This window comes from Clostridium sp. FP1 (assembly GCF_011065975.2).
GTDB classification, from domain to species: Bacteria; Bacillota; Clostridia; order Clostridiales; family Clostridiaceae; genus Clostridium_AD; species Clostridium_AD tagluense.
Genome location: NZ_JAAMNJ020000001.1, coordinates 385263 through 397372, shown reverse-complemented (window position 1 = coordinate 397372; position 12110 = coordinate 385263). Strand labels below are relative to the sequence as shown.

General features: G+C 32.4%; 23 protein-coding genes. 2 read left to right on the top strand and 21 right to left on the bottom strand.

The window, feature by feature from the left end:
* Positions 1–11 precede the first annotated feature (11 nt).
* Entirely contained in the window at positions 12–206 is a 195-nt protein-coding gene (locus G9F70_RS01985) for a zinc ribbon-containing protein (RefSeq protein WP_164945836.1), read from the top strand.
* A gap of 46 nt (positions 207–252) precedes the next feature.
* Here G9F70_RS01985 and G9F70_RS01980 read toward each other — a convergent pair whose 3' ends face one another.
* The 20 genes from G9F70_RS01980 to G9F70_RS01885 form a co-directional block, all read right to left on the bottom strand.
* The gene (locus G9F70_RS01980; protein WP_164945835.1) at positions 253–393 is read right to left on the bottom strand and encodes a hypothetical protein; all 141 of its coding nucleotides are present in this window, start codon (positions 391–393) and stop codon (positions 253–255) included.
* A 15-nt stretch (positions 394–408) separates the two neighbouring features.
* The gene (locus G9F70_RS01975) at positions 409–732 is read right to left on the bottom strand and encodes a hypothetical protein (RefSeq protein ID WP_164945834.1); all 324 of its coding nucleotides are present in this window, start codon (positions 730–732) and stop codon (positions 409–411) included.
* 22 nt (positions 733–754) lie between these two features.
* Entirely contained in the window at positions 755–1780 is a 1026-nt protein-coding gene (locus G9F70_RS01970; RefSeq protein WP_164945833.1) for a nucleoid-associated protein, read from the bottom strand.
* A gap of 168 nt (positions 1781–1948) precedes the next feature.
* Positions 1949–2977: a GNAT family N-acetyltransferase gene (locus G9F70_RS01965; RefSeq protein WP_164945832.1), complete on the bottom strand. Its 1029-nt coding sequence runs from the start codon at positions 2975–2977 to the stop codon at positions 1949–1951.
* Between the two features lie 152 nt (positions 2978–3129).
* Complete coding sequence (locus G9F70_RS01960) at positions 3130–3408, bottom strand: hypothetical protein (RefSeq protein ID WP_164945831.1); 279 nt, start codon at positions 3406–3408, stop codon at positions 3130–3132.
* 49 nt (positions 3409–3457) lie between these two features.
* On the bottom strand, positions 3458–3601 hold the full coding sequence (locus G9F70_RS01955; RefSeq protein WP_164945830.1) for a hypothetical protein: 144 nt from the start codon (positions 3599–3601) through the stop codon (positions 3458–3460).
* A 21-nt stretch (positions 3602–3622) separates the two neighbouring features.
* Positions 3623–5581, bottom strand: a complete 1959-nt coding sequence (locus G9F70_RS01950; RefSeq protein WP_164945829.1) for a DNA polymerase — start codon at positions 5579–5581, stop codon at positions 3623–3625.
* A 20-nt stretch (positions 5582–5601) separates the two neighbouring features.
* Positions 5602–6171 (bottom strand): DUF2815 family protein, encoded by a 570-nt coding sequence (locus tag G9F70_RS01945; protein WP_202882635.1) that lies wholly within the window; start codon positions 6169–6171, stop codon positions 5602–5604.
* 32 nt (positions 6172–6203) lie between these two features.
* Positions 6204–6728 carry an NUMOD4 domain-containing protein gene (locus G9F70_RS01940; RefSeq protein WP_164945828.1) on the bottom strand — a complete coding sequence of 175 codons (525 nt, stop codon included), beginning with the start codon at positions 6726–6728 and terminating at the stop codon, positions 6204–6206.
* Between the two features lie 21 nt (positions 6729–6749).
* On the bottom strand, positions 6750–6944 hold the full coding sequence (locus G9F70_RS01935) for a hypothetical protein (RefSeq protein WP_164945827.1): 195 nt from the start codon (positions 6942–6944) through the stop codon (positions 6750–6752).
* A 12-nt stretch (positions 6945–6956) separates the two neighbouring features.
* Positions 6957–8192, bottom strand: a complete 1236-nt coding sequence (locus tag G9F70_RS01930; protein ID WP_164945826.1) for a DUF2800 domain-containing protein — start codon at positions 8190–8192, stop codon at positions 6957–6959.
* Positions 8192–8578 (bottom strand): hypothetical protein, encoded by a 387-nt coding sequence (locus tag G9F70_RS01925; protein WP_164945825.1) that lies wholly within the window; start codon positions 8576–8578, stop codon positions 8192–8194. Before G9F70_RS01925 ends, G9F70_RS01930 begins: the two co-directional genes overlap by 1 nt.
* Positions 8579–8580: 2 nt before the next feature.
* Positions 8581–8817, bottom strand: coding sequence for a hypothetical protein (locus G9F70_RS01920; protein WP_164945824.1), 237 nt, complete (start codon positions 8815–8817; stop codon positions 8581–8583).
* On the bottom strand, positions 8818–9099 hold the full coding sequence (locus G9F70_RS01915) for a hypothetical protein (protein WP_164945823.1): 282 nt from the start codon (positions 9097–9099) through the stop codon (positions 8818–8820).
* A complete protein-coding gene (locus G9F70_RS01910) occupies positions 9100–9357 on the bottom strand; it encodes a hypothetical protein (RefSeq protein ID WP_164945822.1) in 258 nt (85 codons plus the stop codon).
* 14 nt (positions 9358–9371) lie between these two features.
* The gene (locus G9F70_RS01905; RefSeq protein ID WP_164945821.1) at positions 9372–10091 is read right to left on the bottom strand and encodes a hypothetical protein; all 720 of its coding nucleotides are present in this window, start codon (positions 10089–10091) and stop codon (positions 9372–9374) included.
* Positions 10092–10301: 210 nt separating this feature from the next.
* Positions 10302–10484 (bottom strand): hypothetical protein, encoded by a 183-nt coding sequence (locus G9F70_RS01900; protein WP_164945820.1) that lies wholly within the window; start codon positions 10482–10484, stop codon positions 10302–10304.
* Positions 10459–10656, bottom strand: a complete 198-nt coding sequence (locus tag G9F70_RS01895) for a hypothetical protein (protein WP_164945819.1) — start codon at positions 10654–10656, stop codon at positions 10459–10461. Before G9F70_RS01895 ends, G9F70_RS01900 begins: the two co-directional genes overlap by 26 nt.
* A 6-nt stretch (positions 10657–10662) precedes the next feature.
* Entirely contained in the window at positions 10663–10818 is a 156-nt protein-coding gene (locus G9F70_RS01890; RefSeq protein WP_164945818.1) for a hypothetical protein, read from the bottom strand.
* Positions 10819–11403 carry a sigma-70 family RNA polymerase sigma factor gene (locus tag G9F70_RS01885; RefSeq protein ID WP_164945817.1) on the bottom strand — a complete coding sequence of 195 codons (585 nt, stop codon included), beginning with the start codon at positions 11401–11403 and terminating at the stop codon, positions 10819–10821.
* A gap of 66 nt (positions 11404–11469) precedes the next feature.
* On the opposite strand from G9F70_RS01885, the gene G9F70_RS01880 reads away from it, so the two are divergent.
* The gene (locus G9F70_RS01880) at positions 11470–11778 is read left to right on the top strand and encodes a hypothetical protein (RefSeq protein WP_164945816.1); all 309 of its coding nucleotides are present in this window, start codon (positions 11470–11472) and stop codon (positions 11776–11778) included.
* On the opposite strand, the gene G9F70_RS01875 is transcribed toward G9F70_RS01880, so the two are convergent.
* A complete protein-coding gene (locus G9F70_RS01875) occupies positions 11779–12054 on the bottom strand; it encodes a hypothetical protein (RefSeq protein ID WP_164945815.1) in 276 nt (91 codons plus the stop codon).
* Positions 12055–12110 lie beyond the last annotated feature (56 nt).

Here is a 12110-nt window from a genome sequence, read left to right as displayed (position 1 = left end):
ATGTGAAATATATGGATTATTGCATAGGTTGTAGTAATACTGGTAGATATCAACAACCAAATGATGAAGCTGAATTTGATAGATTATTTGATTACTATGATAGACCCGGGACTCTTTCCATGGATCAATGCTATGATAAAGCTATCGACAAAGTTGGATATACTGTAATTACCCCTTGTCCTCACTGCAATAGAGGGACAAAATAATCTCTTAAATTTGGGTGTTTCTAAAAAATCACCCAAATTTAACATTTTAATTTCCGCTCTGCCTCCAGTTAACAACCTCTTGGGACTTTGGGATATCAGATTTACAAACTTCACAGATCCATTCTTCATCTGTTGATGCTGAAGAATACCCCCGAGCAAAGCATTTGGGACATATTCTTTTAAACATATTACCCTCCTATGCTTATAGGTCTACTTCTACAATACTAATAAGTTTTTCAGCCACTGCTGCAACTTGGATGGCTTCCAGTGCTAGTTCTATTGCACATCTTTTGATTACTTTAGATTCAATCTTAAACACTTCTAAACTATCATTCCTGACACATTGCCATAAATCATTTATATGAGTTTTAACAAGGTCTAAAGCTTCCTCACATTCTTCAATTTCTTCTTTAATGACTCCATAGCCCTGGTGCATGTCTACAAATTGGGGGTGAATTTTGTTGGCCCTTTGTAGTTCTTCCCATGCTAATGTTTCAACTGCTTTTCTTAATCCTTCATCAATCATTTATATTAGAACCTCCTTAGTACTACTTTTCAACATAATTTTCTATATGCTTAATCATCATAGTAATGGATCCATCACCGTTGTCCTTAATTTCAAAATTATTAATATCATTGTAGGCATCTGCTGTGATACTTAATTCAATATCACTACTTACTTTAATTTTTAAATTACTTAGCTTCTTCTCTAAATATTCTTTATCTACTTGGAATTTTTCTAAATTACATTCTTGAAAATATGCTATGAAGTCTTTTTTAACTTCTGGCTCATAAGGTAAAATTAATTGTTCCGCAATATCATAAATATTTATATCTTCATTATTCCTAAGAATTCTTTTAACAGAAGTTCTTATTCTCTCTGCTTTAACTGCTTCATCTTTGCAATTACTCCTTGTCCATAATTCAATCCTATTCATAAAATGTCTAGTTGCATCTCTATCATTTTCTATTAAGGAGCAACCAAGGAAGTTGTCTAGGAAGTAATTAACTCCATCAGTATCTGTAACTGGTTTCTTATCAAATACAAGTAAGCCATACTCCTGGTCATCTCTTATTGGTCTAATGAATGCAGCCTTTTGAACTTTCTTACTTGCAGATAATCCTGTTGTTATAGGTATTAATCCTATTCCAACATTGCTATCAACAATATCAATTTTGTGGGTATATTGCTTAACATAATCCATCTTTAATATTCCTAGCATTGGACCATATTCAGTACTGAAAGATATAACTAAAAGGTCACAGGAGGATATACTCTCATTATCTTTCATTATTTCAAACAAGCCCTTTACAATTTCCTTTGAAGCTATATTCAAATCTATTCTTCCGTTTAAATAGTCCTGACCTACTTCTTTAACTATTGTATTTTTAGCTTTAAAAGAGGCATATTTTAAGTTTTCATCTTTGAGGACTCTTTCAATATGACTTAAAATAAATTTGTAAGATTCCTCATTTAAATCCATCATATATTTATTTAATACTGGTTCATCCGCATTCTTATCAAGTACATGAATTACTGCTTCCATTATTGATATATCTCTAATTTTATCCATTTTACAATCTCCTCATAAATTTATTTTTTTATACGAGTTATTTTTGTATTTTGAAGCAAAAAACACCCCAAAATTCATTTTCTGAATAATGCGGTGTTTCAATAAATTATTTAGTTCTTTAAATTGTATGATTAAATTAGAAAAATGTATTTATAATTTATAGATAAATCAATTCAATTTTTTTCTAATTCCAGATTCTGAATCGTTAACTATAAATCCGTTTTTCTTGTAAAAATATAAAAGTCTTTCTTTGTGATCAAAATCTACAGTAGACAACATTCCGGACAATTCTTTAATATTATATCTTAGTGCTGTTTCCTCCATGAGCTCTAAAACTTTACTCCCGACTCCTTGAGATTTTTTATCAGGAAGCATATCAAATATATAAAGTTCTTCTTCCCTTAATTCGTAGTGGAATATTCCTTGCCGTCCACTATCTGAATAAGCATATATTGTACCCTGTCTTTTATTACTACTTTCTTTGTCTAATATATTTAATAGAATCATTTTATTATCTAACTTATCTGTTATTTCTTTTTGGGTAATATCCATTTCAAAATATCTATTTTCATATTTTTGTTTTTCTACATGATAAAGTAAATTATTAACATCTTTATACTGCATATATATTTGGATATCTTCTTGAAGTTCAATTTTCTTAGATTTAAAGTTTTCTCCTAATGAAGATAACTTAGTATTATCAACATCAACTTTATGATAAAATCTCCAATTTGTATCCTTTGATTTAAGCCATACTTTAGTTCCATTCCAATCGATATCTTGTATTTCAATAAAACTTATTTTATAATCATCACCTTTCCTTTCTAGTTCTAATGTAATACTATTATATATGCCGTTAATTCTATAATCTTTGAGGATATAGTTGTATTCATAGCTACCTACCATATCTTCATTAATGCCCAACTTAATGGGTTGTCCAATTGAACAATATAAAATTTTATCTAACCTTTTATATTCATTATCTAAATTTTTTTTATTATCAGCATCTCTTTCTTTATGCTCCAATTCAGTATCATCAATTAATTCAATGAATTTATCTCTAACACTTTGTTCTATTTCATACAAACTATATCCTGATTTAATTAAGTCTTTTAAAATTTCTTTATCAACCTTCAAATTTGTATAATGCAGATCTGGTAATATTTTTTTACAAATATTTTTAATTTCATCTTTCATTAAAAATAACATCTCCCTTAATAACATAATATACCCTAATAATACTATATTTTGCATATTAGGACAATCTATTTTTCATACCGCATTATTAAGTTTTCAAAGATCATTGTTCCTGTTTTTCATTTCAATAGTAAGTTCCGATTTTAATCAAACTAAACAACAAATTTTTGCTTATGCTTTTCAAATTCTTTCTCAAAAGTTCCTTCTGTAATAACTGATTCTCCCTCACAATAAGCTTTGTTATACAATATATCTACAGGAATACCATGAGCAAATTTTTGCACAATTAATTTTGTATTATCTTTTCTAATGTCGTACTCAAAAGAAACTCCATATCCATTACATAAATCATTTTTATCTAGTGCCATATTTAACATTTTAAAATATATTTCTATTCCATCAGCACCAATAGAACCTTTTATTCTTTCCATATTTTCCATCCTTTCTTAGGTCGGCATATTTTCATATTCCGTTGCTCTTTTAAGGTAACAGTTTAGATATAAACCTCCACTTATAAGCTCCTTTGCCTATTTTCTCAAATAACCTCTTCATTGCTCTAGCTTTTGAAGATTCGCATATACCAAATTGAAACTCATGTTTCATAGTGTTATAAATTCCAAACATTGCTTATCTCCTTTCGTTTAGCTAATCTTTCATGTAATAGTTACACTCATATCCATCGGCTTTTAATGGAAGACCAGGGGCCCATGCTATTGGTTCACCGAAGATATTATTAACTGCATCCATGCTTCCAAAGCCTTTAGGAACATCCATTATTATTTCATCATGAACATGCATCACAATGTCATACCCAGCCTTTTGTACCTTAAACATTGCCTCTGCTAAACAATCCCTTGCCGTAGCTTGTACAATATTCTCAACAATCTTAGGTCCGTAGGTTTCTAATGTGGTCCATTGCTTCGTTGTCTGTTCCATTCCTTCATAAGTAACAACCGGTTTACCAAACTTACCATCCTCTATCTTTGGTCTTACATAACTTAATTTACGACCACTAGGTAGTTGTATGAATAGAACTCCTGGTGCACATATAAATTTAAGTCCAAACTGCATACATACTGTTGTTCTTTCAGTAATAGCTTTTTTAGCACCCTTATCGCAATCCCACCAAAACTTTGTAATATTAACATTTGCATTTCTCCAACTTTTAACAAGGCCCGTAAGTTCATCTTCAGGAATACTTTTATTTTTATCCATAGAGGATAGAGCCCCAACACTACCACCATATCCAAGTGCAAGTTCTGCTATCTTACCCTTTTGCCTTAACTCACTGCCTTTTTTAACTGATTCAATAGGTACATGAAACATCTGAGATGCTGAGGCCTCATATATTTTTCCATGAGTATTGAAAACATCAAGTCTCCATTTTTCACCCGCGAGCCATGCAATTACTCTTGCCTCTATAGCACTAAAATCCGCTATCATGAATCTATTACCCTCTCTAGGTATAAAAGCAGTTCTTATAAGTTGTGAAAGTGTATCTGGAATGCTATCATATAGAAATTCTATTTCATCAAATTGACCTGTTCTTACTAAATTTCTAGCATCATCTAAATCAGGTAAATGGTTCTGTGGCAGGTTTTGTACTTGTACCAATCTCCCAGCCCATCTGCCGGTTCTATTAGCTCCATAAAACTGTAATAGTCCTCTTACTCTGCCATCTATTTCACATCTTGAATTTTGCATTGTCTGATATTTTTTAATAGAAGTCTTGGCCATAAGTTGCCTTAATTCTAAAATCCTTACTACATCAGCATCTATAATTACCTCTAAAAGTTCTGCTACACTTTCTTTTGTAAGGCTTGATACTTCATGTCCTAATTTATCACCTATCCATTTTTTTAATTGGGCTGCACTATTAGGATTTGCTAAACCTGTTATTTCTCTAGCTTCATTCTTAAGTCTTTCAGAATAAGTAGCATCACACTCAATGGCTTTTTCTATGAGTACTAGGTCAGTTCCTACGCCTCTATCATTTATGTGTTGGTCTAGCTCCCAAAGCCTTTGTTCTTTATCTGTGCTTAGATATATACTTAATTTATTTTTTATATCTCTCTCAGCCACAACATCCTGCATACAATATGATTTAAATATTTCCCACTTTTCCATATCATGTTCAGGTAAGTTCCTAGTTCTTCCACCATTAGTTTTAGTTGACTTGCATGGTTTACAGAAATATTGTATTAAGGCTTTACCCTCTTTCATCTTCTGCTTATCCTCAGGTAGATGCATTGCGGTACCCACCATACCCAAAGAGCCGGGTAAACCCATAGTTAAAGCTTTTACCATCGTACATTGCCACATCTCTGGTGGTGTTGGTGTGCCTAAAAAGTTTTTTATAGCATTTCTTTCAAAGTTTGCATTAAAAGCAGATTTAATTATATTTGGATTATACAGAGCATCTATTACTCTCTGTGGTAATATTTCACCTTCATTAAAATCTATTATTTTTACTTCTTCATCATTGAAAGCATAAGCAAACAGCATTATTTCAAAATCAGGGGCTTCACAATATTTGTAAGCCCCTGAGGTTGCAATATCTACACTGCTATATGTCTCAACGTCTATACATAAGACATCAGCCATTTAAATTCACTCCCTATTTATTATCCTAAGAAATCATCCTTTTCAGATTCTACTGAGTCAAAATCACTTGCTGCACTTGTAAATCCACCAAGAGGTTCTCCTTCTGCTAACTTTTGGACATTACCAAGACCAGCTGCTATTCCTTTGTTACCTGAAGCTGAGAATGCATAGAAATTAATTGTTAATCTGCCATAGCAACCGCTATATACTTCTGTAGCATCTAATACTGGTTGTACATCTTGGTCAACTACACCTGGCTTATTTTTACTACTAGCATTTAAGAAATAGCAGTTTGTATAAGCATCATCATCTGGTCTCTCCTCATCTCCATCTCTTAAAGGAGTTTTTAAATTAGCAGGAATTTGTCCACCTTTTTTTGCAACTAGCTTACTTTTCCCTAACTCCTTAGCTTCATCTACTGCTTCTTTAATTGCTTGAAGCGTTACTTTATCACTCTTTGGAATTATTACTGATACTGAGAATTTAGGTTCATTTCCATCTATTGCGTGTGCCTCGAATAGGTGAGCATATGACAGACGTACCTTTCCAGTCGTTACCTTAGTTCCTGTTCTTTTTGCTGTTACTTTCATATTATTAATCTCCTTTATATTTAAATTATTTTTTATATATTTACCCAACATTTGTTGTTGTGTATTTTACATACTTCTTGCTGACTTATATTGAATAATCCACCTATAGATTTTTGGCTAATTCCTTTATTCTTCATAGCCTTAATTTCAGCAGCTTCTTCTTTAGTTAATTTTGAAGTACCAACTTGCTCGCCCCTAACAGGGTTAGATAATCCATTTTTATGAGCATGTCTTATATTTTCACTTGGTGAACACCACTCTAAATTATTCAGTAAATTATTTTGCTTATTGCCATCCAAATGATTAACTTGAACCTTGCTATAAGAATTGTCTGTAAAATATTGAGCTACTAATTTATGAATATACACTGGCTTTCTTTTGCAATTTCTGTATATCCCTACAAATAGATATCCTTTGTTGCTTAAGCAGGGTTTTAATATTCGTTCTTGATGATGGCTACCAACATTATCTAATCTATTAAGACTCTTTACTTTGCCTGTATTACTAATCTGATACAGTCCTTCATAGCCCTTTATGTCTTTCCAAACCTCGGGCATAATTATTAATCTCCTTTTAATTTAAATTATTTTCTTAAAACTTTGTTTAATATCCCATCTCTCAGGTACATATCTTTTAAGTTCTACTCCATTTTCTAAAAGTATCTTTTTTATTGATCTAGGAGCATACCCTAATCTCATGTGTACCGCGGTAAGAGTTCCATACTTTTCATAAAGATATAATACTTTTTCTGTGTCATATATCTTTTTAGCCATGTTAGCCTCCCCCTATTTAAACTCAGTATCTGCACAACTAAAATCTTGCGCTCTATTGCTAGATATTTTTACTGTTTTTTCTAGTGAAGTTGGTACTGGTCCGAAATCTGTTGTTACTTTATTGAAGACTTCTCTTTTATCCGACTCAACGACCAAAACCGGTTTTCCAATTGGCTTTTCTATATAATCACCAATTAGCTCATCAAGCCTCTTCTTACCAATTGATTTTTCCATAGCAGATATACCAAGTATTTCAGCAGGTTTATATACTTTATCTTGTGTGAATTCATCCATCAGAATGTCTGATATAGCATCAACATCTGTATACTTTCTATTACTTCTACCCTCAACTAGTTTCCAGCCAGGGTAATCAATGCCCGCAACTGCTTGCTCTAATGCATACTCTTGTATATCTTTTGCCCACTTAGCGAGTTCATCACATTTACCTATAATATCTGCAATTTCATCTCCACTTAATGTTGGGGCATCACTAAATTCATACTTAGCAAGTTCCATGTTTTTATCAGCTCTTGCTTTACACACCGCATTAGCTCTACAGAATCCAGAGCTACAATGTTCTCCTGGACAGAATTCACCTTCACCTCTGAATGCCAGGTCTGCGGTAGGCTTTAGTATATCCTCCGCCCACTTCAATAGGTCTTCTGCTTTTAATTCATCTGTACTAATACTGTCTAGTCGAGGTTGAATAATAGTCATTTTTACATTTTCTATATCATATAGAAATTCAAACTCTGCTATTGCTCCAAGAGCATAAAGTCGCATTTGGTTATTATTTATTGCACTTACTGGAACACCTTTACCATATTTAAGGTCAATAATTTCAATTGTTCCATCCGCAATAATAACCATATCCCCAGTACCAAAGCCTTCCGGTACCCATCTACTGTAATTAAGTCTCTGTTCTAAATTAATAACTGCATCTGAGGTTTTTACTCTTGCTTCAGAAACCTTCTCCATGCAGGTAGATACATAAATATCTACATAGTCAGGCATGTCTACACTGAAGAGTTCATTCACTTCTATTTTCTTAAACTCAGAATTAAACTTCCTGGTACTTATAAATTTTAATTCTTTTCGAAGCGTTAACTCACCTAACTCATGGGCTAGAGTTCCTTCTTCTGCAGCTTCAGACGTTTTATTTTCAAATTGTTGTTCCAATCTTGCACTGGGTGGGCAAGTCAACCATTTTTTAGCACCACTTGCACTTAATATTGCATGCTGTGCCATTATAATAATGCCTCTGCTTCCTCATATACTGCTGCATATTCCTCTTCTTTTAAATCAGGTAACTTACTGGCACCATGTAGTGCTACAAGTGCTTTAACTTCTGCCTGCTTACCGGCTTTCATTATTGCTCCAAGTCTCTCCCTTACCATTTCCTTAGTAACTTTAGTCTCTTCCTTGTTTTCTTCCTTTGGAGCTTTAATTTCTGTTACAGGTTTGTCCTCTTTTTTAACATCCTCATTCTTAACTACTTTCTTAGTTTCTACCACAGGTGTAACCACATTAGTTATGTTAGCAACTCCTTGACTTGGTATGAAGCTCTTAGTACCAAAGGCACCAATGAAGCTTAAAAGCTCCTCGTTTGAATTAAATTCTGCTGTTATTTTCATAATTAATTTTCCTCCTTAATATTCTTTTTAGATTTATCTGGACCTAAATCAATAATTTCCATTGAACCATGCGAATTAAACTTTTTACTTCTATACTCAATTATTAATCTTCTAGGATGTTCTTCTACATATTGCTTTGTGATATATGCACTCTTAGTTATGCCTTTAATAACTCTTTGGTGTACGTATATAACCTCACCACTTTCTATCTGATAAGCTATTTTCTTTAACTTACCCATTTAATCAGCCCCTCCTAAAAAGTCATCTTGCACATTACTTGTGTCTTTTGTTTCCTCTATGGCTATTAAATCCTGTAAGACTTCATCTAGGCACCCAGGTTCTTTTACATTTACACTCCATGACTTAGTTAAGCCCCTACTACACTCACCTTGAAAATGAATTGCGATTGCTAGAACCCCTAATAGCGGAAAGAACTCAAAAGATACATCTTGATTTTGCGTAGTTGTAATCTTTATAGCTTTAAGCATAATGTCTTGAACTAGTTTTAAATTTTCTTTCATCTAATCAAAACCTCCTAAAAACATTCTGTTTTCAAATCCTTCAATATCAACTTTCTGAACAATACATTTAGTAGCATTTTTTACATGTTGTTTGTTATCTGAGTACCTAGAAAAATGAGCTATTGAATATGAATTGTTAGTTGGTACTACAACCACATCATCTTTCTTTAAATCCTCTATATCAGTCATGTAAGAGTATTCCATGTATTCAGTTGCTGAATTGTTATTAAACTTAACCAGGGCTATCTTTTCATCCATCTATATCAACCTCCTTAGATCCAATCAAAACCATTGGCATTTAAATATTCTTCAAGAGCGTCTAGTTGTGCTTCTGTTCCAGTAACTTTATAAGTTTCGGTAGCCATTACCTCTGCTACTTTCTGAGGTTCTGAGAATGGACTTTTACCTGTTTTTAATAAACTCTCAGTTTTTGTTTCTTCCTTTTGCTTTTCTCTAATAACCGCAGCCCTTTCAGACTCTTCTTTCTCGGCTTTCCATTTTGCTACATCAGCAGCTCTTCTCTCAGCTAACGCAATTTGTCTCTCGTGATTAACTTGGTCTGCCTCTTTTTGTGCAACTCTATCAGTTTCCATCTTAGCTAATCTTTCTACTTTCCTTGCTTCTATTGCTAATATCTCAGCTTCTGCTTCTTCAGCTTTGATTTTAGTATTTTCAGCATTTTCATTAATCATTTTAATTAAGCTATCAACGTCTTTACCATCTTTCAACAATCCCAAATACAGATTATTTAATAGAGTAACTCCGTACTGAGCATTGGCAAGTTCAACCTTACTTTTAATAAGTTCAATGTTAGCTTTCTCCATATTTTGTTGTGATAACAACACATCAGCTTGTTTAGTTAGATCCTCTTTTATAGATTTTATTGTAGGGCCTTTGTTTAGCATTTGGTCTGTAATTATTAGTTGTGTTGAGTATTTGCTTTCTAGTACCCTTTCGGCAGAAAGTGTATTTATTAATTTTAATTCTTTCATTTAATCTCCTCCTTTAATACATTTGTATTATTTGAATTGAATCATTAATGTAACTATCACCCAAATTGGGACTTTCTATAGATCTTAAATTTATTAGTACTTCCTCAAGTGCCTGCCTATATTTCTCCTCCATCTATACAATTTCACTTCCTTTTGTTATAATGGGCTTAATAGTTTTTTACTTTAGGGTCCTCTCCAAAGGACTCTTTTTTATACAGATTTTCTGAATACATCTACACATCTAACTGCTATATCTGTTACATAATTTAAGCTTGTGTGCTTTTTAAAATTAACTCTGTTAAACATTAAATCATCTGTTACTATTCCACATATGATTGCAAACTCTGTATTACTAAGATGTCCAACTCTATTCTCTAGTTTTTTTCTTAGCATGTTTTCTCCTTCCCTTTCCCTTTCGCTTTTTTCTTATATCAAAGTCGAATACTTCTACATACAGATAGTCTCTAAATACCTCAGCTTCACAATTGGGAATTAATCTATACTTTTCTACTAACTTAAATCTTTCTTTAACATTCTTGAAAGGAACAACCTCTACGAGTTGCATTTTCTTTTAATCCTCCAGCATTAAATTTTTGCTTGCATCTAGAAATTGATTTTCTTTAAATTTAAACTTAGGTTGGATTTCATTACATTTGTTACAAGGTTCCTTAGTCACTTTTTTATCTGCATGGACACATTGTTTGCATCTAGTTCTTCCAAGTGTCATTTAGCACACCTCTTTCAGAATTAATTTAAGTCTTTCTTTCGCCCTTGCAATGCTTCTGCTCACACTAACTTGGCTAGTCCCAAGTATTCTAGCGATTTTTTCTTGTGAAAACTCATTGTAAAGTTGAAGTTTGAATGCTTGTCTATCTTTTTCATTGAGTTTGTTTAATGCTTCTTCTACCAAAGCACCTGTGCAATCATCCTCTGAACTTATATTGCTACCTAATGTAATATCTGTTGTTTCACTTGCATAAATTACTGTGTCTAAACTATCGCAGTATACTATTTTGGTTGTGGCATCTCTTCTTTGGGTCCTTATTGCTCTATTGCAGTCTTTAAAATGTCTTAATACCATCCCTTTTGCAACTAATGCAAAGTAAGTTGAAAACTTAGCTTTTTCTAAATTTACATTTTTTAATGAATAGGCAAATGCCTGGTTAACTATTGCAATAACCTCTTCATCTTCAATACTCATTTCCTTATATTTTCTTGCCTCTGAACAAACTAAGCCTAAATTTGCATTGTAGTAATCATCCCCAGCTTGTCTATTTCCGTTTTTAAATTGTTGGATAAGTTCCTCTTGCATGATATTCCTCTCCTTTGTATTATTAATTCCCCTATGGTAAAATCTTGATATGAGGGGGTGATATTTATGCAATATAATATCGAGAACCAAGATATCGAAAATCCAGATAACCCGAATTTATTTGAAAAATTAACTGAAAATGAGAAATCAGAGCTATTAAATTGGATTGATGATAATTTTAAACCAATTGAATCTTTTACATGTAATGCCACATCTTATGGACTAAAACAAAAATTTTCTAGAACAAATTTCTATCTCTATAATGGTGCATTTAAAGGTGCTATGCTAAAAGCCGGATTTAAAGTTAAAAACACTAGTCATAAAAACTGGGTATTTAATATTTCTAAAAGATCTAATTATTTTACTTTAAAGTAATTACTCTACATCATTCTCAAAGATAGGTATCATTTTATCTAAAGGTTTATTTAGTACAACCTCGTGTATTCGATAACCTTCTATAACATGGTATCCTTTCTTTTGCAGTACCCTAGCTAATGTGGACTTGCCTGTTGCACCAGCTAATCCCTTTATAACTATAGTGTCTATATCATTCCCACCCTTTAATGCTAATTTCAGGGCATTAATTTCTTCTTTTGATAGGATTGATTTTAAATAATTATCAAAGCTTATTTTTGAATCTTCCTCTTTCATCAATTTTCCTCCTTAATTTTATTTTTATTTTCTTCCATGTTTTTTGCTTCATCAAA